The sequence below is a fragment of the Variovorax paradoxus EPS genome (assembly GCF_000184745.1).
In the GTDB taxonomy this organism is placed as follows: Bacteria; Pseudomonadota; Gammaproteobacteria; order Burkholderiales; family Burkholderiaceae_C; genus Variovorax; species Variovorax paradoxus_C.
On sequence record NC_014931.1, the window covers coordinates 2,030,078 to 2,051,127 of the forward strand.

Genomic DNA, 21,050 nt, shown 5'->3' on the forward strand with positions numbered 1-21,050 from the left:
GTTCATAGGAGGCACGTCGGGGGTTTGCCCTGTTGTCGTCAAAAGGCAACCGGAGTGGGTTCGCTGAAGAAATCAATCCTCTAAGGGTCATAAAAATACGTTTTCCGTGAGAAAGTAGCACTTCGTCACAATTTAAGTGCGTGCTGCGTCTTGAGCTTTCCCGAGAGCGGGGCTTGCGCCGGGCCACGTTTCCGAGGACATCGCTTGCTCTACCCCTGCACAAGTCGACCCCGCGCGGTCGGGATATCCACCGGCGCGTCAAAGGACGCTTCGCAGCACCTGGTGCCGTTGCTCGCAGTGGCGCTGGTTGTCGCAGCCATGGGATGCCCCGCTGACGCTCTTGCTGCCACGACCTACGAAGGAACGCTCACCGGCGTGCAGGCCAACGACCGGGCGGGTGGAACCGGCAACTATTCGCCGGCCTACGTCATCACGCCCTCGCAGGGCACGCTGCACTACGCCTTTGGAGCGGACGACAGCATCGACGTGCGAGGGGGCAGCGGCGATGTGTATGGCGTTCTGTTGACAGCGGCTTCCGGCTCGTCGCCCGTGGTGCTCGATTCCGCCAGCGGCAAGTTGAATATCTCCTCGGCCAATAGCGCGCCGGGTTCGGCCTCGCCCTCGGTCCTGGCACTGTCGAGGGGCATCAGCGTCGATGGCGGCAGCCTCGTGGTCAACGGCAATGCGTCCGTGTATGCGCAGGCTGACAGCAAGGAAAGTATTGCCATCGGTGTGAACGTATCTAGGGGTACGGCGATCTTCAATGGCGATACCTTGATACGCACCAGCACGCCGGGCTATTCGCGCGGCCTTTGGGTCTATCAGGGGCAGGTCACGTTCAATGGAGACACCACGATCGTCGTGAGCGGGAAGCGATCGGACAACAACGGGGTCTACAACTCCGGCGGCGGCGTAAGCAGCATCACCTTCAACGGCAACCTGAACATTTCATCCACAGGCCAGTACCCCAGCGACAACGTGCATGGCATCTACAACGACAACGTCAACAGCCGGCTGCATGTGACGGGGAACCTGAAGCTCACCGCCGCCGCCAACGGCTCGACGGTGTTCGGTATCCGCAACCAGGGCGTGCTCAATATCGACGGAGACGCCAGCTTCACGGCCACCGGAAGCCGCTCCGCGCTCGGCATTGCCAACACGCACCGGACGGCCCGGATGACTTTCGGGGGCAACGTGGACATCGCGGTCACCAGCACTACCGGTTACGCCCCTTTCGGAAATCCGACGGGCATCGAAAACAGATACCCGGGCACGTCCTCCATCAACTTCGGCAAAGCCGTCACGGTCAAGGTGTCCGCCGCGGCGGAAGCCTATGCCGTCAACAACGCCAGCACGCTGAATTTCAACTCGGCAACGGACAACGTGGCGTTGCAGGTCGCCTCGTCATGCAGCGGCTGCAATGTCTACGGCATCCGCAATTACGGCGGAACGCTGAAGGCCGCAGGCGGGTTGAGCATTGCGACTTCGCCCAGCGGAACGGGCAAGGGCTACGCCATATGGAACGTGGCCGCGGACGTGCGCGATGCGACGGTCACGGTCAACGCCGCGGGCGGGCAGCCGGTGAAGCTGCAGGGCGACCTGGTGACCGGCAGCGTGACGAACGCTGGCGGCACCAAGTACACCGGCGCATTGAACGTGAACCTGGACACCCCGGACTCGTACCTGCGCGGATCGGTCGGCGGCTTCGTGGACCCGAACACATCGGATACCACGGTCTTTACCGCCGGCTCGCCCAATCTGTCGTTTTCCAAGGGCGCCTCGTGGATTCCCACCGGTACGGGGACCGTGGCCGCCGACCTGGGCTCGGGCACCCTGGCCCTGGCCAGCGGCGGTGCGATCGACATGGCCGCGAGCTGGGGGAACTTCAGTCCGGCGAGCACGCCGGCCCACTCGCTGCGCGTGCTCGACATCCAGAGTTCGACGAATGCGGCGACCGTCAACCTGGGGGACGGCGCCACCTTTCGCATCCTCAGCGATGTGCGCAACGGCGTGGCCGACAGTATTCGGTTCGGCAGCGGCGTGAGGGGCTTCAACGCGACCGGAACGCAGGTGGTCAACGTGGTGTACGACCCCGCGCTCAACGACACGAGCTGGGTCAACGCCGCGACGACGAAGACCGGTACGGTGATCCCGGCAAGCAAACCCATCGTCGTGATCGACGCCACGGCGGCCGGCGGCGGCACGGCGCGGCTGCAGGCCGTCCAGGGCGCAACGAGCTCGTGGACCTACGAGAACGACCTGGTGCGCTTTACCTACGCGCCCAATGTGGCGCTCAGCGCGGACGGCAGCCAGGTCGTGCTGAACGGCTTGACCATCGCGGGTTCGGGCACGGCCGCGGCGACCGGCACCGATGGAGCGGCCGGCATCGTGAGCGGCAGTTCAGGGTTGATCGCAAGCGCGGTCGGTGCTGCCGGTGCTGCGGCGAGCATCACACCCTCGGAGTCCGTGAAGACCGCCGCCGAGGCCGGCGACAGCCTTCGCAATCTCTGGGCGCTGCGCGCCAACGGCATCGCGCGCCGGACCGAGGCGCTGCGTCGCGACACAGCCCCCGAAGCCACCGGCATCTGGGCCGAAGTGGACGGCGGCGGCTTCGATGCGCGCACGGGCTACGCGAGGTCGTACAGCCAGAGCTATGGCGCCCTGTCCGCCGGCGTCGACCGGCGCCTGGGCGACCTCGGCGGCTGGAAAAGCCATGCCGGCGGCTCCGTGAGCTACATCAATTCGAGCGCCGGCTATGAGCGTGGAAACGGCAAGGCCTCCGCGATCGAACTCGCCGGCTACGGCATGTGGGTCAACGGCCTCGGCACCTATGTGCAGATCGGCGCACGCACTGCGTCGCTGGAGAACAAGTACGCGTCCACCGATTCGCTTTCGCGGCGCGTCACCGGCACCTACAAAACCCAGGGCTACGAGGTCAGTGCCGAAGCCGGGCATCGCTTTCCGCTGCCGCAAGACGCCTTCGTGGAGCCGCAGGTCGCGCTGACCGCCAGCCGCCTGGCGGCCGACGCGCACACCGCAAGCAACGGCGTTGCCATCAGCCAGGAGGGCCTCGACGCGGGCTCGGTCAGGGTCGGCATGCTGCTGGGCAAGTCGGTGCGCTTTCTCGAGCTGAGCGGCGACGTGTATCTCAGGCTCTCGGCGATCAACTACTTCGGCGACAACCTGGCGATCACGGCGGCCAAGGGCGGCGGCAGCCTTCCCGTCGAGACCGAAAGCCGCAACGGCACCGGCGGCGAAGTCGGGCTGGGCGGCCGCTTTGCCTTTCTGCCGCGCCGGGGCTTTGTCTACTTCGAGGCGTCCAGCCTCGCGGCCAGGGGCATCCGGCGGACGTGGACCCTGCGCTCGGGTCTTCGCTACGAGTGGTCCTGATGGAAAATCCGCATCAACGGGCGGCCGCGCGTCGGCGCGGCCGGGGCGCGTGGGCGGCACTGCTGTTCGCCGTCGGCGTGGCTTTCATGCCCGGCCTCTCGACCGCCGCCGAGGGAGACGGCAAGAACTTCGCCTGGGGCACGCAGGTGACGCGGGACAACGTCGCCTTCGAATTCCAGGAGGCCAGGTATGCCAACCTGGTTGTCGACAGCAGCGGCGGCGAATCGCCCAGGCAATACAAGGGCGACTTCGTCCTGCTGCAGGTCAACATCACGAACACCGCGGAGCAACCGCTTTTCGCGCGCTTCCAACCCGTGTTCCGATTGATCGATGCCAAAGGGGCGCTCTACGAGCCGCACGAACTGCTGACGAAGCTGGTCAACCCGCCACAGGAAGGCCAGGTGCCTTTCGGCGATCCGCTTGCAGCGGGGCAGAGCATGCAACGGCGCGTGCTCTTTTCCGTGCCGAAGCAGCCCTACAGGGCCGTCGTGATCGTTCCACGCAGCACCGAAAAGGCCGACGACGGCGTCGTGACGTACGCGGGGCCGTACTTCTTCTATGACCTGGCACCGCTTCGTTCTTCTTTGCCGGCAAGGAGCGCCAGGACGGCTCCGAAGAACCCATGACCAATCCCCGCTCTGTCGGCCGCCGGATGCCAGGCAGCACCGCCTGCCCGCTGTGGATGCGGACGCTGTACTGCGCCGGCGCCTTCGCACTTCTTCTCGCGAGCGGGTGCGCGGCGACAACGCCCGCACCGCAGGCGACATTCCCGAGCGCGTCCTGGGAGGCAACGCCCGAGGCGGAACTCGGGCCGGCCTGTCGCCGCGACCTCGACGCCACTCGCGACTACGTTCGCACGCTGGACACGACCGCCCTCATGGCCGTGCAGGGTGGCCGCGTGCTGTTCAGCCAGGGCCCGGTCCAGGCGGTCAGCATCGTTTTCTCGGTGCGCAAGAGCGTGCTGTCGATGATGTACGGCAAGTACGTGGTGAACGACACCATCGACCTCGACCGCACGCTGGCGGATCTGGGCATCGACGACACGGGTGGCCTGCTGCCCATCGAACGGCAGGCGAGATTGCGCGACCTGCTCGCCGCGCGTTCGGGCGTCTACCACGCGGCCGCCAACGGTGGCGACGATGCGGCCGCCGCACCTGCACGCGGCTCCAAGGCGCCGGGCAGTTACTTCCTCTACAACAACTGGGACTTCAATGCCGCCGGCACCGCCTTCGAGCGCCTGACCGGGCGCGGCATCTATCAGGCCTTCGCGACGGATCTGGCCGCGCCGCTGCAACTGGAAGACTTCGATCCCGCCCGCCACAAGCGCAGCGGCAACGCCAGCCGGTCGGAGCACCTGGCCTATCCCTTCTTCCTGTCCACGCGCGACATGGCGCGCCTGGGCTACCTGATGCTGCGCCAGGGCAACTGGCGCGGGCAGCAACTGGTTCCAGCCGACTGGGTGGCGCAGATCACGCGGCAGACCACGCCGGCCGCGCAGATGCATCCGGCGCACACCGCGCGGCGCGGTTTCGGGTACGGCTACCTTTGGTGGCTGCTCGAAGAACCGCCGGACTCACCGCTGGTCGGTGCCTACATGGCTTGGGGCGTGCACGGCCAGTACATCCTCGTCGTGCCGAAACGGGCGATGGTGATCGCGCACAAGCGCCAGGTGCCGGTGGCCGGCAACTGGGATGTCAGCTGGGTCGGCCCGACCGAGTTTCTGCGCGCCGCGCGCATGCTGGCCGCGGCACCCTGCCGGGCAGGCGAAGAGCAGCGCTGAAGCGTCAGCGCCGGAACATCCGCAGATCGAGCGCGCTTTCCTCGCCGAGCCACATCGCATGCGCCGTGTGGTCGGCGAGGTCGTCGCCCGTCACGCCGTGCACGAAGATGTCGAGGCCGTTGCGGTTGGCATCGAGCCACCCAATCACCTGATCGAACTCGGCCGCGTCGAAGGCGAGCTGGCAGCTCCAATGCGGATGCGGGCCCACGAGCCGCTCGTGCACGCGGCCGACGACGACCATCAACTCGCGGCCCGCGCGCTCGCAGAGGTCACGCGCTTGTGCCACCGTGGCGGGGGCGAAGTAAACGTGGGCGTGGTACTGGGGGTAGAGGTTTTCGGGGCGGCGCGGCATGGTGCGCTCATTGTGATCCCGTGCGCGATGCCGGGGACGAAGGCAGGTGAAAGCGCCCGCTGTAGCGGAACACGTCGCCGAACCAGCGGTGGCGCAGCAGCATCTTCATCGTGAAGTGCTCGGGGCTCGTTGGGTCGGGCCGTTCCTCGACATAGGCCGTGCCCATGAAGAGCCCGAGCGGCAGCGGAATGCGAAGGCCCGCGACGCGCCAGATGTAGCCCTGGTCGCGGAACACCAGCGCGCCGTCTTCCGCACTCACCGCCAGGCGCATGCCGATGCCGAAGCGCACGTACTCGATGACCTCGGCGCCGTGCGCGGCGGTGTGTTCCATGTGCGAGCGAAAGTGAAAGGGCTTGCGGCCCGCGAAGTGGAAGACGCGGTCCCAGTACAGGTTGGCATCGCCAGGGCTGCAGCGGTAGTGCACTTCGATCGGCACGTCGGTTCCGGTGTACGGCACGAGCGCGCCGAAGAGGCGACCGAAGGGCATCAGCAGCGCGGCCCATGGCGCGTGATGCACCTCGTTCATGGTGCCGCGGACGCACACGTAGTCGTCGGAGAACGGCGTCATCGTGTAGTGGCGGCGGATCACGTCGCCGAGCTTTTCCCAGGCAGATCCGAGCGCCTGCTGGAAGACGGGCTGCGTGTGGTTGCGCGTCATCCCGCCACCGCCATGGCGCCTTCGCTGCGCACCTTGTAGAAGTGCAGGATGTGCTCGGAGAAATCTCCGAGCAGGAACTGCGCGACGCGGTCCGCATACCAGTTGAATCGCGTGCTCACGCGCCACGACACGTCGATGCGCAGTTCGGTGCCGCCGTCGCGGGGCGTCAGCGTGAAGGCCGAGTCGCGCAGGTCGAAGTAATGGCCGCCGATCACGACGTGGTCGTCGAGCGCGCCCGCGGGGAACGAGTCGGGCGCGAAGCGGTACTGCCACTTCATGTGCTGCTGCGGCTGCCACTCGGTGACGAGTTCCTCGAAATGCACGTCCTTCTGCCATTGCACCTGGCGCACGCGGCCCTCGGGCGTTTCGTGCGTCACGCCGGCCACGGGCATCGGCACGCCGATGCGGTAGGCCCAGGCATCGCCGACTTCGTCGGGGCGGATGTCGCGCGCATTGTTCAGCTCGTGCCACACGCGCTCGGCGGGCGCGGCGATGAAGAGCGTGCGCGAGGTGTTCGAGAACAGGTCCGGGTTGGGCAGATGCGGCTCGATGGCGCCGAGCGCCAGCGGCAGCATCGCGAAGCTGTAGAGCGCGGGCTTGGGCCAGTTGGTGACGCGGCACACCAGCCCCATCGCCAGGCCGCCGACGCTGCCCATGACCGCGAAGAGCGGCACGATGACGACGGCGCAGATCATCCCCTCGATGAAGACCAGCAGCGTGCCGATGACGAAGAGCGCGGTCGACACCCACGGCGCCCAGATGTAGTAGCCCCAGCTTCGCCGTTCCATGCGCTCGGCCATGTACACCGTGACGGCGCCGCACACCGCGGGCGCGAGGTAGATGAAGGCACCGAGCATCGCCGAGAACGGTCGGCCCGGCCCGCCGCTGAAGGCGATGCGCAGCACGAGCGCGGCGGCCGCGCCGACCAGGAGCGGCCAGAACCACGCGAAGGGCATGCGGCGGCGGGGTTTGTCTTCGTTCTCGTGTGGATGGGCGTCCAGAGGAGCGAGCTCGGAGAGCCTGCTTTCTTCGGGTTCGGTGCTCATGGAAACGTCTTCTCCTCGTGTGTTTTGTTTTTTCAGCAGCCGGCGCGTCTGGCGGTCACCATGCAGTAGTCGAAGTCGCGCCAGAACATGCCCAGCGCGAGCGCGCAATAGCTCGCGACGATGTGCTTGCGGCGCCATGGGCTCAGCCTGCCGCGCGCCTTCCAGAGTTCGGCCAGCGTGAAGCGCGTCGCCAGCACCGGGATGTGCAGCGCGCTCGGCGCAACGCGCCAGCGCAGCGACTTGCATTCGATGTCCTCGAAACCGTTGTCGCGCAGGGCCGCGGTGAAGTCGTCGCGCACGGCGAGCGTGGGCACGGCCCAGCTGTCGGCCCAGAGGCGGTGCAGCCAGGCGGCGATGCGGCCGGGGTTCTTGCGCAGGAGGAAGCCATCGACCACCACGAGCCGCGCGCCGGGCTTGAGCAGGCGCGCGGCCTCGCGCACGAAGTCGGCCTTGGCCGCGCCTTCGGCATAGCAGGCGCTCTCCACCGCCCAGGCGCCGTCGGCTTGCGCGGCAGGCAGGCCGGTGCGGGTGTAGTCGGCTTCGATGTGGGCCATGCGGTCGGCCACGCCGGCTGCGGCATCGAGCCGCGCGGCGATGCGGTTCTGCACGGGCACGTTGGTGACGGTGACGGCGTAGAGCGAGGCGTCGTCGCCGACCAGCGTGCGCGCGGTGGCGCCGGCGCCGCAGCCCATGTCGATCACGCAGCGGCGTTGCCGGCCCGCGGCGGGTTGCGATTCATCGAGCCGCAGCGCGCGGCCGACGGCACGGTTCATCTCCACCAGCATGCCTTCGCGGCGCAGCGGGTTGAGCCCCGCGCGCCAGAAGCCGAAGTGCATGTTGTAGCTCGGGCTCCAGGCGCTGTAGTCGACCGCGACTTCGGTGAAGTAGTCCTGCGTTTCCTCGGCCGTGATGGGGGCGCCCGTGGTGTTCACGGGTGCGTGCGTCGCACTGGCCGGCATGCGGAAGTCGGGCTGGAAGACGGTGGGCATCGAGGCTCCTTCTGGCGTTGGTTCTTGTGATTCCCTGGGGGCGTGACAGCGTGATCGGTTCAGAGGCCGCACTGGTCGTCGGCGCAGTTGGTGGGCGCGATGGCGCCGCGGCCCGCGAGACGTGCGACAAGCCAGCGCGGCAGCCGGTAGCGGTTGCGTGCGAGCAGGGCATAGGCGCGGTCGGCGAGCGCGCCGACGATGGGCAGGTCGAGCAGTGCGCCTCCCGCCGGCATGCCCACGGCCGCGCGGCAGGCGCGGATCGCCGCAACGCCGGAGAGCACGCGTCCGGATGCATCGACCGCGTGCATGGCCGTCATCAATGCCTCGCGCGGGGCGGGACCGGCAGAGAAGCCGAGGGGCGAGCAGTCGACGAGGTTCAGCCGGCCGGCCGCATCGCGTGCATGCATGGCGCCCATTTCCGCCACGCACAGCGGGCAGGTAGCGTCGTAATAGACGGTCAGTGGATAGATGGCGGGGGCGATGCGCGTCATGGTGTTCTTGGCTCTCGATATTTCAGTCAAAACAGAAATAGACAGGCAAAAAAAGAGAACTCAGATCATCGGCAGGCTGGCGTGGTGCGCGTCGGGGTCTTCTCCCTTGCCGGTTGGTGCTGCGGGAGCCGCATCGCCACGCACGAACTTCTGCACGCTGGCTCCGAGCGTCAGCACCTTGTCCAGCGTGCCGGGCGAAAGCCGCAGCATCTCGTCGGCCCAGGTGGCGAGCTTGTCCATGAGTTCCATGGTGGAGCGGATGCGGTCCTGCGCATCGGCCGGCTCCTTCTGGAAATCGGGGCTGGAGACCAGCTCGCGCAGCACGCGGATGGTGGGATCGAATTCGCGCTCCTTGCGCTCACGCACCACGGTGCGGAACAGCTCCCACACATCGACGCTGGTCTCGAAATAGTCGCGCCGGTCGCCCAGGATGTGGGTGATGCGCACGAGGTTCCAGGCCTGCAGTTCTTTCAGGCTGTTGCTGATGTTGGAACGGGCCACGCCCAGCGTTTCGGAGAGTTCCTCGGCGTGCATCGGCTTGCCGTGCGCAAAGAGCAGCGCGTGGATTTGCGAAACGGTGCGGTTGACGCCCCACATGGAGCCCATTTCGCCCCAGTGGACGACGAACTTGCGTTGAATTTCTGTGAGTTCCATGGCGTCGAGTCTAGGATTTCCTGAATTTCTGTCAATAGAGAAATAGAAAAATCACCGGCCGCTGATGAATAGTGAAATACTGTATGAATACACAGTAAATTCATCGAGAGGATTTGCCATGCCACCCGCATCCCCCGTTCCCATTCACATCATCAAAGGCCGAGGTGCAGCCACGCGGCTGGCGCACCGTTTCTCCAAAGACGAGCGCAACGCGTTCGACGACGGCTGGGGCACGCTCGAAGAGGGCGTGGCCGAGGCCGGGGAACTCATGCCTCTCGCGACCGAGGTGCGCTTCGAGGACGTGAAGTCGGTGCTCACCGAAAACGACTCGCCCGACATCTACTTCGATCGCGCGCTCAATCCGTACCGCGGCTGCGAGCACGGCTGCATCTATTGCTTCGCGCGGCCCACGCACAGCTACCTCAATCTCTCGCCCGGCCTCGATTTCGAGACCAAGCTCATCGCCAAGCGCAACATCGTCGAGGTGCTGCGCGCCGAACTCGGGCGCAAGAGCTACCGGCCGAGCCAGATCGCCATCGGCACCGCCACCGACTGCTACCAGCCGATCGAGCGCGAGTTGCGGCTCACGCGCTCGGTCATCGAGTTGCTCCAGGAAGTGCGGCATCCGTTCGCGCTGGTCACCAAGTCGAGCGCCATCGAGCACGATCTCGACCTGATCGCGCCGATGGCGGCCGAGCACCTCGCCGCGGTGTACGTGACCGTGACCACGCTCGACGGTGAACTCGCCCGCAAGCTCGAGCCGCGCGCCGCCGCGCCGCACCGTCGGCTGCGCACGATCCGCACGCTGGCCGAAGCGGGCGTGCCGGTGGGCGTGAGCGTGGCGCCGCAGATTCCCTTCGTGACCGAAGACATGGAGCACGTGCTCGAAGCCGCCTGGGAGGCTGGTGCGCGCAGCGCCTTCTACACGGTGGTGCGGCTGCCGTGGGAGGTGGCGCCGCTCTTCAAGGAATGGCTCGCGCTGCACTACCCGCAGCGCGCGGACCGCATCATGGCGCGCATCCACGAGATGCGCGGCGGCAAGGACTACGACGCCGATTTCGCCACGCGCATGAAGGGCTCGGGCCTGTGGGCCGACCTGATCCACCAGCGCTTCCAGAAAGCGACGAATCGCCTGGGCTTCAATCGAGAGCGCATTCCGATGGACACCACCGCGTTCCGGCCGCCGGGGGCGGCGGGGCAGGGCAACCTGTTCTAGCGGATCTGCGCGCGGTGGCGGCCTTCGCTCGGCGCCGTTCGAGCATCAGGCCGTTTCTGTGTTCTGCTCTTATTTGTCGTGATGCAGATACGTCGCGCGGCGCGGCAGCAGCAGGCTGACCGCGAAAACCACCGCCATCATGGCTGTCACGTACCAGTAGAAGTACGACTCGTGGCCGATCGACTTCAGGCCCAACGCCACGTATTCCGCGCTGCCGCCGAAGATGGCGTTGCCCACCGCGTACGACAGCCCTACGCCCAGCGCGCGCACTTCGGGAGGGAACATCTCGGCCTTCACGATGCCGCTGATCGAGGTGTAGAAGCTCACCACCGCCAGCGCCACCACGATCAGGATGCCGGCGAGCAGCGGGCTGGTCACGTTCTGCAGGCTGGTCAGCACGGGCACGGTGATCAATGCGCCGAGTGCGCCGAACAGCAGCATGTTGCTGCGCCGGCCGATGCGGTCCGACAGCGCGCCGAAGAGCGGCTGCATGCACATGTAGATGAAGAGGCACGCCGTCATCACGTTGCTGGCCGTCTTGATCGACATGCCGGCCGAGTTCACCAGGTACTTCTGCATGTAGGTGGTGAAGGTATAGAAGATCAGCGAGCCGCCGGCCGTGTAGCCCAGCACCATGAAGAAGGCGCGCTTGTGATGCTTGAACAGCTCGCCCATGGTGCCGGCGCCCTTGACGGCGCGGGTCTCGGTGCTGGCCGTCTCGGTGAGCGAGCGGCGCAGCATGAGCGCCACCACCGCGGCCACCGCGCCCAGCACGAAGGGAATGCGCCAGCCCCAGGCCTTGAGTTCGGCGTCGTCCAGGAACTGCTGCAGCACCACCACGACCACCACGGCCAGCAACTGGCCGCCGATGAGCGTCACATATTGGAAAGACGAGAAGAAGCCGCGCTGTCCGCGCATCGCCACTTCGCTCATGTAGGTGGCCGTGGTGCCGTATTCGCCACCGACCGACAGACCCTGCAGCAGCCGCGCGGCCAGCAGCAGCACCGGTGCCGCCGCGCCGATGCTGGCGTAGGTGGGCAGGCAGGCGATGACCAGCGAGCCCACGCACATCATCGTCACCGAGACCACCATCGAGGTCTTGCGGCCCTTGCGGTCGGCCAGCCGGCCGAAGATCCAGCCGCCGATCGGGCGCATCAGGAAGCCGGCGGCAAACACGCCTGCCGTGTTCAGCAACTGCGCCGTCGGGTCCGACTTGGGAAAGAACGCGGGCGCGAAGTAGATGGCGCAGAACGCGTAGACGTAGAAGTCGAACCACTCCACGAGGTTGCCCGACGAGGCCGCGAAGATCGCGAAGATGCGCTTGCGCTTTTCCTCGAAGGTGTAGGGCGTGGAAGACGTGTCGGGGGCGGATGCGTCCGGGCTGGAGGCACCGGCGCTGGCGATGGCGGTCATTGGAGGTCCTTGTCTCTGGGCGCGGCCCGTGGGACCGCTTGAAGCTTGTCCCCGGAGTCTCTTTCGCCGCCGCCGCGCCGTCGTCCGTAGCCGCCCGCCGCGCTGCTACGTACGTGTACGCAAGGGTAAATACCTAGAGTGCGTGTTCCCGCAGGAACCGGTCGAGCTCGTGGCTGTTCGACAGGCCCAGCTTGGCGAACACGTGGGCGCGGTGCGTCTCCACCGTGCGCAGTTCCAGCGGCGCGAGTTCGAGCGCGATCTTCTTGTTGGGCTTGCCCTCGGCGACCAGCCGGGCCACCTGCATCTCGCGCGGCGTGAGCTTGGCCCACAGCAACTGCGCGGCCTGCCGCGCCTGCCGGCGCACGGCAATGGCTTGTGCCTGCTGCAAGGCCTTGGCGATGCTCTCGAGCAGGCGCTCGTCGTTGCAGGGCTTCTCGAGCCAGCCGAACGCGCCGTTCTGCACCGCCTCGATGGCCATCGGAATGTCGCCGTGGCCGGAGAGGAACAGCACGACCAGCGGGCTGTCCTGTGCGCGCAGCGCGTCGAACACCTGCAGGCCGCTCATGCCTTCCATGCGCAGGTCGAGCACGACGCAGCCCGCGCGCTGGATGTCGGCGCTGGCCAGGAACGCCTCGCCCGAGGCGAAGGTCTGCACCGCGTAGCCGCGCGACAGCAGCAACAGGCCCAATGATCGGCGCACGGCCTCGTCGTCGTCGACCACGCACAGGTTGTTGGCAAGGGTGGCATTCACGTCGATACCTCCAGTTCCAGGGTGAAGACCGTGCCGCCGCCGGGCCGGTCCGCAAAAGACAGCCGCCCGCGGTGGGCCTCCACGATCGTGCGGCAGATGTTCAGGCCCAGCCCCAGCCCGCCGGCCTTGGTGGTGAAGAAGGGCGCGAACACCTGTTCGGCGAGCGACGCATCGATGCCCGGGCCGCGGTCGGCCACGCGGATGTGCACGCGGCCCTCGACCACCTCGGCCTCGACCTCCACCATCCGCAGTTCGGGCGACGTGGCCTGCATGGCCTGCAGGCTGTTGGACAAGAGGTTCAGCAGCACCTGCTCCAGCAGCACGCGGTCGCCGCGCACCGTGGGCAGAGCGGGCGGAATGCGGACCTCGGCGCGCACCTGCCGCAGCCGCATCTCGCCTTGCAGCAGCGCCATCGCATTCGCCACCAGCGCGCTCACCGCGCAGTCCTCGGCACCGGCCGTGCGCTGGCGCACGAAGCCGCGGATGCGCCGCACGATCTCGGCGCTGCGCTGGGCCTGCGCCACGGTCTCGTCGAGGCTGTCGGCCAAGAGCGCCTGGTTGCCCTGCTCCGCGAAGGCCTTGGCGGCGCTCGCGAAATTGCTCAGCGCCATCAGCGGCTGGTTCAGTTCGTGGGCGAGGGTGGAGGCCATCTCGCCCAGGCTCGCCAGGCGCTGCGCGTGCTGCAGCTGCTCGTCGTTCTCGCGCTGGCGCAGTTCGGCGCGTTTCTGCGCGGTGATGTCCACCACCGAGCTCATCCAGCCGCTGTGCTGGCCGCCGGCATCGATGAGGCGCGCGGTGTAGACCATGGTGATCACCTCGTGGCCGTCCCGGTGGCGCAGGCGCGATTCGAAGCCCGAGAGGTCGGTCTGCCCGCTCAGCATGGTGTCGTTGTGGCGCCAGTGCTGCGCCACGTCGTCGGGGTGCCAGTAAGGGTAGGGCGGCAGCCGCCCGAGCAGCTCGTCGGCGCCGTAGCCGACCATCTCGCAGAAGGCCGGGTTGACGTAGATGATCCGGCCCTCCAGGTTGCGCGCGCGCATGCCGACCAGCAGCGAGTCTTCCATCGCCTTGCGGAAGGCGTGCGCCTCGTCCAGCGCGCGCGTGCGCTCGCGCACCCGCTGCTCCAGGTCGCGCCGTGCATCGCGCTGCTCGGCGAAGCGGCGCTCTCGCAACTGCCAGTACAGCCCGCCCAGCAGCAGCACGCCGGCACCCAGCAGCCCGAGCATCCAGGTGCGCTCGCGCGCGGCGGTCACCTCGTCGTGGTCGGCCATCACCGTCAGGGTCCAGCCGAGATCGGGCAGCGCCTCGTCCACCGCGAGGAAGCGGCGCGACCGGCTATCGATGTCGGTGCGCACGAGGTAGGCGGGCTTCTCGCCGTCGCCGCGTTCCACGGTCCAGGGCACCGCCGGGAAGCGGTTGCGGTCGCCGTACTGCTGGTGGCGCTGCACCTCGCCCAGGTCCGCCTCGCTCAGCGCCCGCGTGGCGCGGTACATCCACGATGGCACCGAGCTCAGGAACACGATGCCGTGGGCGTCGGTCAGGAGGATCGGGTCACGCAGGAACGCCCACGCCGCCTGGCGCAGGACGACCTTGGCCGCCATCACGCCCAGCACCGCACCGCTCTCCGAACGCACGGGCGCGGAAACGAAAAGCCCGGGCTCGCCGGTGGTCTGGCCAACGCCGTAGAACAGGCCCTGGCGCCCCGCGAGCGCATCGATGAAGTAGGGCCGGTTGGCATACGACTGGCCGACGAAGCTCTGCGGCGTGGCCCAGTTGCTCGCCGCGAGCGTGAAGCCCTGCGGGTCGATCAGGTACAGCACGTCGGAGCCCGCATCGCGGTTCACTTCCTCGATGTAGCGGTTCGCGCGCTGGCGCACGGCCGCGTCCTGCGGATGCGCGAGCGCGGCGAGCACGTCGGGGTGCATGCCCGCGGTGAGCGGCAGGTAGCCGTACTTGCCGGCGGTGTCGCGCAGGCCCAGCACATGGACCTCCATCGCGCGGCGGATCGAGTCCGTCTGGAAGGCCGTTTCGCGGTTCGCGGCCCACTGGCCCGCGGCGGCGATCAATGCCACGGTCAGCGCGATGGCCGTTGCCCAGGCGAACAGCGCGCGGCGGCCGGAGCGGGCGTGGGAAGTCGGCGGTTCAGGCGTGAGAGGCGGCATGGGAAGCGGGGCCGGCGGGCGCGGCGGATGAGATTCTGCACGCGGCGTCCTCTGGGGCCCGCGCCCCGCGCGCCGCAATCGCTCAGGCCGGCGCGTCCCAGTCGCCGCCGAGCGCCTTCACGAGAAACACAGAGGTCAGCAAGCGCTGGCCTTGCAGTTGCGCAGCCTGCCGCTCGACGGTCAGCAGCGACTGCTGCGCGGTGATCACATCGAGGTACGTCGATGCGCCGCCTTCGTAGCGGCTGGTCGCCATGTCGAGCACCCGGCGCGCGGCGGCAACGGCGGCCTGCGCCTGCGTGGTGGCGCTGTCGAGCGCGGAAAGGCCGGTGATGCCGTCTTCCACTTCCTGCATCGCGACGAGCACCGTGCGGCGGTAGTTGCCCACGGTGGCGTCATAGCCGGCCTTGGCGAAATCGACGTTCGCGCGCACGCGCCCGCCGTCGAACAGCACCTGCGTGGCCGACACGCCCACCGACCACAACAGGCTCGGCCCGTTGAACAGCGACTCGATCAACCGGCTGTCCACGCCCACGGTCGGCGAGATGATGAAGCTCGGGTAGAAGGCCGCGGTTGCCACGCCGATCTGCGCATTGGCCGCGGCCATCGACCGCTCGGCCGAAGCCACGTCGGGCCGGCGCTGGAGGATTTCGGACGGCACGCCCAGCGGCACCGCGGGCGGGCGGATCTCGCGCAGGTCCACCGGCAGCGCGAAGCTGGGCGCGGGCGTGCCGGTGAGGGTGGCGAGCGCGTGCTCGTACTGCGCGCGCTGCTTCTTCAGCACATCGACCTGCGTCAGCGTGGTCTCGAGCAGCGCCTGCTGCTGCGCGACGTCGAGGCCCGACACGGCGCCCAGGTCGTGCCGCGCGGTGACCAGTTCGAGCGCGCGGCGCTGCAGGCCGATGGAGCGCGCGAGCACATCGAGTTCGATGTCGGTCGAGCGCAGGTTGAAGTAGTTGTTCGCCACGTCGGCGGTGAGCACGAGGCGCGTGTTCGCGAGGTCTGCGGCCGATTGCTCGGCCGATGCCGTCGCGCCTTCGACGGTGCGCTGCACGCGGCCCGCGAGGTCGAGCTCGTAGCTGGCGTTGAGCGACAGCGCAAAGTCGTTCTGCACCGTCGATGCGTTGGTGGTTGCGTAGTTCGTGAGCGGACGGTTGGCGGAAATCTTCAGGCGCGAGGCGCGGGCGCCGAGGCCCAGCTGCGGAAACCGGCTGGCCGAGCTTGCATCGAGATTGGCGCGCGCCTGGGCGAGCCGCGCGTTGGCGATGACCAGCGTCGGGCTGCCGGCGAGGGCCTTGTCCTGCAGCGCATCGAGCTGCGCATCGTTGAAGCGCTTCCACCATGCGCCCTTATCGGCCACGTCGTTAGGCGTGGCCTGGCGCCAAGGCGCTTCGAGCTTCCAGCTGACGGGCAGCGGTGTCTCGGGTGCCTTGTAGTCGGGGCCGACCGCGCAGCCCGCGGCCAGCAGCGCCGCGGCGGCAATGACCAGCAGTCTCACGCCGGTTCCTTCTTGGCGGGCGCCTTCGGGTCCGCGGGTGGTGCGTCGGGCGCCACCGTCACCACATCGCCTTCGGCCAGCGAGTCGGAGGGGTTGAGCACCATCCGGTCGTTGGTGCCGAGGCCGTCGATCACCTCGACGTTCTCGCCGTAGTTCCGGCCCAGCGTCACGGGGCGCAGGCCGATGCGGCCCTGCGCATCGACCACCGCGATGCGCGTGCCCTCGGCGCGGAACAAGAGCGCATTGGCCGGCACCGTGATCGTGCGGGCCGCGGCCAGCGGCAGCGACACCTGCACATAGGCGCCCGGCAGCAGCGCGCCGTCGCGGTTGGGCAGCGACACCTCGACCTGCATCATCCGCGTGGTCGCGTCGATGGCGCCGGAGGTGCGCGCCACTTCGCCCTTGAACGTCTGGCCCCGCAGCTCGGCCTGCGTCACCACCACCGGCTGGCCGGCCTTCACGAGCTGCGCGTAGGCCTGCGGCACGTTGATGTACACGCGCAGCGGATCGGTCTGCGCCAGCATGAAGAGCGCCCGCCCGGCGCCGCCGCCCGCGCCCGCATCGATCAGGTCGCCCACGTCGACGTTGCGGCGCGTGATGACACCCGCGAACGGCGCGACGATGCGCTTGAAGCCCTCGGTCTGCTTCAGGCGCTGCACGTTGGCATCGGCGGCCGCCACGTTCGAGGTGGCCTGCGCGACGGCGCTGCGGCGCTCGTCCAGGTCCTGCTGCGAGACCACGTCCTTCTTGCGCAGGTTTTCCCAGCGCTCGGCCGTGCTCTGCGCGAGCGCGAGGCCCGAGGCGGCCTGCGCGCGCGCGGCCACGGCTTGCGAGAGCTGCTGGTCGATTTCCGGCGTTTCGATTTCCGCGAGCAGCTCGCCCTTTTCGACGCGGCTGCCGATGTCCTTGGTCCAGCGCTTGAGGTACCCGCTCGCGCGCGCCGAGATCGGCGACTGCACGAAGCCCTGCAGCGTGCCCGGCAGCGCCAGCGTCTGGCCAGCGGTGGGCGTGCGCGGCAGGGCGGTCTGCACATGGAGCTTGGCGCGCTCCGAGGTGCCCGCTTCGAGCGCACGCGCGTTGGCGATGCGCACGAACACCGTGCGCGCCGCACCGAGCGCCAGCAGCACGAGCACGATCACGACGAGCCAGCGCGTGCGCTTCACGATCTGCCGGCGGCGCAGCAATTCGCCCTCGCCCTCTTCGACGGCGATGGGGTGGATGGCCAATGCCGAGTGGCGTTGCTCCGTCATGAAATCAGTTCTCCTGGGGCGCTGCGCCCGCTGGCGTGTGACCCGAATGGCCGGCTTCTTCGCGTGCCGCCTTGCGATGCGCAAGCCGACTGTGCACCCCCGCGAACACGGCGGGCACGAAAAACAATGTCGACACCGTGGCAAAAAGCAGGCCACCGATGACCGCGCGGCCGAGCGGCGCGTTCTGCTCGGCGCCTTCGCCCAGGCCGAGGGCCATGGGGATCATGCCGATGATCATCGCCAGCGCCGTCATCAGCACCGGGCGGATGCGGGTGGCGCCGCCTTCGAGCGCCGCCGAGAGCGGCGGAATGCCGGCCTGCAGCCGTTCGCGGGCGAACGACACCAGCAGGATGGAGTTGGCCGTGGCCACGCCCATGGTCATGATCGCGCCCGTGAGAGCGGGCACGCTCAGCGTGGTGCCGGTGATGAAGAGCATCCACGCGATGCCCGCGAGCGCCGCTGGCAGGGCGGTGATGATGATGGCCGCATCGAGCCATGACTGGAAGGTGACCACGATCAGCAGGTACACCAGCACGATCGCCATCGCGAGCCCCACGCCCAGGCCGATGAACGACGACTGCATCGTCTGCACCTGCCCGCGGATGGTGACCTGGCTGCCGCGCGAGAGCTTGGGCCGCATCTCGTCGACCAGCACCTGCACCTTGGAGGCGACGCTCGCAAGGTCGGTGCCCTGCACGCTCACGTAGACGTCGATGACCGGCGCGATGTTGTAGCGCGACATCACGGCCGGCTGGCGCGCCGCCTGCGCATCGACCAGGTTACCGAGGAGCTGCTGCGAGGCGCCGCTTGCGGCCGCTGTACCGCCCGTGCCCACCGGAATGTTGAGCAGCGAATCGAGCGAGTCGATGTTGTATTGCGGCGTCTGCACCGCGATGCTGTAGACCACGCCGTTCACCGGATTGAGCCAGAAGGCAGGCGCCGTCTGCGAACTGCCCGAGAGCGCGATCAGTACGTTCTGCCCTACGTTGGCGGCCGTGAGCCCGTACTGCTGCAGCCGCGTGCGGTCCATCTGCAGGTTGAGGCTGGGGCCGTCGAGCCGCTGATGCACATGTGCATCGACCGCGCCCGGAATCTGCTTGATCGCTTTCGTGAGCTCGGCCGCGCGCGCCGCGTTGCCCGCGATGTCGGCGCCGCTGAACTGCACGTCGATGGCCGCGGGCAGGCCGAAGTTCAGGATCTGCGTGACGATGTCCGCGGGCTGGAAGAAGAACTCGATGCCCGGAAATCGCTTGGGCAACTCCGCGCGCAGCAGCGTGACGAACTCCTCGGTGGGCCGGTGGCCGTCCTTCAGCGATAGCAGCAGTTCGGCGTCGAAGGTGCCGATGGTGCCGGCGTTGCTGTACGAGAGGTTGATGCCGCTGTTGGGAATGCCCAGGTTGTCCAGGATGGTCTCGAGCTGGTCGGCCGGCACCAGCTCGCGGATGGCGACTTCGACGCGATCGGTCAGGCGCGCTGTTTCCTCGATGCGGGTGCCAGTGGGGGCACGCACGTGCAGGCGGATCTGGCCGGCGTCCACGGTCGGGAAGAAGTCGCGGCCCAGCACCGGGTACAGCAGACAAGAGAGCAGGCAGAAGCCGAGGAAGAGACCGATGAAACCGCCGCGCTTGGAGAGCACCACCGACAGCAGCAGCGTGTAGGCGCGGCGCACGCGTTCGAAGCGGCGATCGAAGCTCTGATAGACGCGCTGCAGTGCGCTCGGCTTCTTGCCCTCGACCGGCTGCGCATGCACGCCGCCCATCAGCAGCATCACCAGCGTCGGCACCAGCGTGCGCGAGAGCAGGTACGAAGCCAGCATCGCGAATACCACCGCCTCGGCCAGCGGCACGAACAAAAAGCGCGCCACGCCCGAGAGAAAGAACATCGGCACGAACACGATGCAGATGCACAGCGTGGAAACGAAGGCGGCGCTGCCGATCTCCCCGGCGCCGACCTCGATGGCTTCCCGCAGCGGCGTGCCCATGTGCAGGTGGCGCTCGATGTTCTCGATGGTCACGATCGCCTGGTCCACCAATATGCCCACCGAGAGCGCGAGGCCCCCCAGCGTCATGAGGTTGAGCGTTTCGCCGAGCGAATACAGCACCAGGATCGAAGCCAGGATCGACAGCGGAATCGTGAGGCCGATGATGAGCGTGCTGCGCCAGTTGCCAAGGAACAGCAGCACCATCGCCGCCGTGAGCGCGGCCGCCAGGATGGCCTCGAACACCACGCCCTTGACGGCCGCCTTCACGAACACCGACTGGTCGAAGAGCGGCGTGACCTTGATGTCCTGCGGCATCGACTGCGTGGCGATCGGCAGCATGGCGCGGATGTTCGCCACGATGTCCAGCGTGGAGGCGCCGCCGTTCTTGAGCACCGACAGCAGCACGCCGCGCACGCCGTCCTGGCGCACGATGTTGGTCTGCGGCGAGAAGCCGTCGCGCACGTAGGCCACGTCGCGCACGTAGACGGTGGCGCCGTTCACGGTGCGGATCGGCAGGTCGTTGAGTCCCGCGATGGCATCGGGCGAGCCGTTCATGCGCACGCCGTACTCAGTGGCGCCGAACTTGGCGGTGCCCGAGGGCAGGATCAGGTTCTGCGTGTTGATCGCGTTCACAACGTCCGACGGCGCGAGGCCGCGTGCCTGCATCGCCTGGGTGTCCAGGTCGACAGAGATCAGCCGGTTCTTGCCGCCGTAGGGAAAGGGAATGGCCGCGCCCGGCACCGTGATGAGCTGCGGGCGCAACTGGTTGACGGTGGCGTCGAAGAGCGAGTTTTCAGACCGGGTGGGGCTGGAGAGCGCCAGCTGGATCACCGGTACGCTGGAGGCCGAATACTTGATGACCAGCGGTGGCGTGATGCCCGGCGGCAGCTGCCGCACCTGCGCCTGCATGGAGGCCACCACCTGCGAGATCGCCATCTCGATGTTGGCCGTGGGCTGGAAGAACACCTTGATGATCGACACGCCCGCGAGCGACTGCGATTCGATGTGCTCGATGTCGCTCACCGTGGTGGTGAGCCCTCGCTCGACCTGGCCCGATATGCGCTGGCCCATCTCCTGGGCCGGCAGGCCCGTGTAGTTCCAGATGACGCTGACCACCGGGATGTTGATCTCCGGAAAGATGTCGGTGGCCATGCGTGCCAGGACAAAAGGCGTGGCCAGCACGATCAGCATCGCCATGACGATGAAGGTGTAAGGGCGACGCAACGCGAGCTGGACCATGGACAGGGCTCTCTGCTTCCGGCGGAAAAAGGTTTCGCATCATAAGGAAGTAGATTTAAGTTTGCTCCCGCCATTTCTTTGGTGTGGCGCTTTACCAAAAGCTCGCATGTGGACGCAGTTCGGCTTGTGGCTGCGAGGTGCAGGGGGCGCAGCGCCGGCCGCAGTTTTCGGCGTGTTGCTCATCTT

At 67.7% G+C, this 21,050-nt stretch carries 16 protein-coding genes; 4 read left to right on the top strand and 12 right to left on the bottom strand.

The window, feature by feature from the left end; all coding sequences use genetic code 11:
- The first annotated feature begins 282 nt into the window (after positions 1-282).
- From VARPA_RS09240 to VARPA_RS09250, 3 genes are read left to right on the top strand one after another with little or no spacing between them, the layout of a single operon-like run.
- Complete coding sequence (locus VARPA_RS09240; protein WP_144298958.1) at positions 283-3,390, top strand: autotransporter outer membrane beta-barrel domain-containing protein; 3,108 nt, start codon at positions 283-285, stop codon at positions 3,388-3,390.
- Positions 3,390-4,016 (top strand): hypothetical protein, encoded by a 627-nt coding sequence (locus VARPA_RS09245; protein ID WP_013540291.1) that lies wholly within the window; start codon positions 3,390-3,392, stop codon positions 4,014-4,016. Before VARPA_RS09240 ends, VARPA_RS09245 begins: the two co-directional genes overlap by 1 nt.
- Positions 4,013-5,170: a serine hydrolase domain-containing protein gene (locus VARPA_RS09250; RefSeq protein WP_013540292.1), complete on the top strand. Its 1,158-nt coding sequence runs from the start codon at positions 4,013-4,015 to the stop codon at positions 5,168-5,170. Before VARPA_RS09245 ends, VARPA_RS09250 begins: the two co-directional genes overlap by 4 nt.
- A gap of 4 nt (positions 5,171-5,174) precedes the next feature.
- On the opposite strand, the gene VARPA_RS09255 is transcribed toward VARPA_RS09250, so the two are convergent.
- From VARPA_RS09255 to VARPA_RS09280, 6 genes are read right to left on the bottom strand one after another with little or no spacing between them, the layout of a single operon-like run.
- Entirely contained in the window at positions 5,175-5,522 is a 348-nt protein-coding gene (locus VARPA_RS09255) for a DOPA 4,5-dioxygenase family protein (protein ID WP_013540293.1), read from the bottom strand.
- Positions 5,523-5,529: 7 nt separating this feature from the next.
- Positions 5,530-6,180: a DUF4166 domain-containing protein gene (locus tag VARPA_RS09260; protein WP_013540294.1), complete on the bottom strand. Its 651-nt coding sequence runs from the start codon at positions 6,178-6,180 to the stop codon at positions 5,530-5,532.
- A complete protein-coding gene (locus VARPA_RS09265; RefSeq protein WP_013540295.1) occupies positions 6,177-7,226 on the bottom strand; it encodes a polyketide cyclase in 1,050 nt (349 codons plus the stop codon). The genes VARPA_RS09260 and VARPA_RS09265 overlap by 4 nt, the downstream gene beginning before the upstream one ends.
- Positions 7,227-7,258: 32 nt before the next feature.
- Complete coding sequence (locus tag VARPA_RS09270) at positions 7,259-8,215, bottom strand: class I SAM-dependent methyltransferase (protein WP_013540296.1); 957 nt, start codon at positions 8,213-8,215, stop codon at positions 7,259-7,261.
- A gap of 59 nt (positions 8,216-8,274) precedes the next feature.
- Entirely contained in the window at positions 8,275-8,706 is a 432-nt protein-coding gene (locus VARPA_RS09275; protein WP_013540297.1) for a thiol-disulfide oxidoreductase DCC family protein, read from the bottom strand.
- Between the two features lie 60 nt (positions 8,707-8,766).
- Positions 8,767-9,360: a GbsR/MarR family transcriptional regulator gene (locus tag VARPA_RS09280; RefSeq protein WP_013540298.1), complete on the bottom strand. Its 594-nt coding sequence runs from the start codon at positions 9,358-9,360 to the stop codon at positions 8,767-8,769.
- Between the two features lie 118 nt (positions 9,361-9,478).
- Here VARPA_RS09280 and VARPA_RS09285 point away from each other — a divergent pair, with 118 nt between their 5' ends.
- The gene (locus VARPA_RS09285; RefSeq protein ID WP_013540299.1) at positions 9,479-10,576 is read left to right on the top strand and encodes a PA0069 family radical SAM protein; all 1,098 of its coding nucleotides are present in this window, start codon (positions 9,479-9,481) and stop codon (positions 10,574-10,576) included.
- 69 nt (positions 10,577-10,645) lie between these two features.
- On the opposite strand, the gene VARPA_RS09290 is transcribed toward VARPA_RS09285, so the two are convergent.
- The 6 genes from VARPA_RS09290 to VARPA_RS09315 all read right to left on the bottom strand — a co-directional run bounded on the left by VARPA_RS09290 (position 10,646) and on the right by VARPA_RS09315 (position 20,870).
- The gene (locus VARPA_RS09290) at positions 10,646-11,989 is read right to left on the bottom strand and encodes an MFS family transporter (RefSeq protein WP_013540300.1); all 1,344 of its coding nucleotides are present in this window, start codon (positions 11,987-11,989) and stop codon (positions 10,646-10,648) included.
- Positions 11,990-12,122: 133 nt separating this feature from the next.
- A complete protein-coding gene (locus tag VARPA_RS09295) occupies positions 12,123-12,740 on the bottom strand; it encodes a response regulator transcription factor (protein ID WP_013540301.1) in 618 nt (205 codons plus the stop codon).
- On the bottom strand, positions 12,737-14,899 hold the full coding sequence (locus VARPA_RS09300) for an ATP-binding protein (RefSeq protein WP_013540302.1): 2,163 nt from the start codon (positions 14,897-14,899) through the stop codon (positions 12,737-12,739). Before VARPA_RS09300 ends, VARPA_RS09295 begins: the two co-directional genes overlap by 4 nt.
- Before the next feature lie 82 nt (positions 14,900-14,981).
- Positions 14,982-16,394, bottom strand: a complete 1,413-nt coding sequence (locus tag VARPA_RS09305) for an efflux transporter outer membrane subunit (RefSeq protein ID WP_013540303.1) — start codon at positions 16,392-16,394, stop codon at positions 14,982-14,984.
- Complete coding sequence (locus tag VARPA_RS09310) at positions 16,391-17,644, bottom strand: efflux RND transporter periplasmic adaptor subunit (RefSeq protein WP_013540304.1); 1,254 nt, start codon at positions 17,642-17,644, stop codon at positions 16,391-16,393. The genes VARPA_RS09305 and VARPA_RS09310 overlap by 4 nt, the downstream gene beginning before the upstream one ends.
- A gap of 4 nt (positions 17,645-17,648) precedes the next feature.
- A complete protein-coding gene (locus tag VARPA_RS09315; RefSeq protein WP_041942834.1) occupies positions 17,649-20,870 on the bottom strand; it encodes an efflux RND transporter permease subunit in 3,222 nt (1,073 codons plus the stop codon).
- Between the last annotated feature and the right edge of the window lie 180 nt (positions 20,871-21,050).

What these genes read in the sequence shown, in the direction of transcription:
- VARPA_RS09290 (WP_013540300.1), bottom strand. Translation starts at nt 11,989, where the DNA reads ATGACCGCCATCGCCAGCGCCGGTGCCTCCAGCCCGGACGCATCCGCC.
- VARPA_RS09300 (WP_013540302.1), bottom strand. Translation starts at nt 14,899, where the DNA reads ATGCCGCCTCTCACGCCTGAACCGCCGACTTCCCACGCCCGCTCCGGC.
- VARPA_RS09255 (WP_013540293.1), bottom strand. Translation starts at nt 5,522, where the DNA reads ATGCCGCGCCGCCCCGAAAACCTCTACCCCCAGTACCACGCCCACGTT.
- VARPA_RS09245 (WP_013540291.1), top strand. Translation starts at nt 3,390, where the DNA reads ATGGAAAATCCGCATCAACGGGCGGCCGCGCGTCGGCGCGGCCGGGGC.
- VARPA_RS09310 (WP_013540304.1), bottom strand. Translation starts at nt 17,644, where the DNA reads ATGACGGAGCAACGCCACTCGGCATTGGCCATCCACCCCATCGCCGTC.
- VARPA_RS09270 (WP_013540296.1), bottom strand. Translation starts at nt 8,215, where the DNA reads ATGCCCACCGTCTTCCAGCCCGACTTCCGCATGCCGGCCAGTGCGACG.
- VARPA_RS09275 (WP_013540297.1), bottom strand. Translation starts at nt 8,706, where the DNA reads ATGACGCGCATCGCCCCCGCCATCTATCCACTGACCGTCTATTACGAC.
- VARPA_RS09250 (WP_013540292.1), top strand. Translation starts at nt 4,013, where the DNA reads ATGACCAATCCCCGCTCTGTCGGCCGCCGGATGCCAGGCAGCACCGCC.
- VARPA_RS09260 (WP_013540294.1), bottom strand. Translation starts at nt 6,180, where the DNA reads ATGACGCGCAACCACACGCAGCCCGTCTTCCAGCAGGCGCTCGGATCT.
- VARPA_RS09285 (WP_013540299.1), top strand. Translation starts at nt 9,479, where the DNA reads ATGCCACCCGCATCCCCCGTTCCCATTCACATCATCAAAGGCCGAGGT.
- VARPA_RS09280 (WP_013540298.1), bottom strand. Translation starts at nt 9,360, where the DNA reads ATGGAACTCACAGAAATTCAACGCAAGTTCGTCGTCCACTGGGGCGAA.
- VARPA_RS09265 (WP_013540295.1), bottom strand. Translation starts at nt 7,226, where the DNA reads ATGAGCACCGAACCCGAAGAAAGCAGGCTCTCCGAGCTCGCTCCTCTG.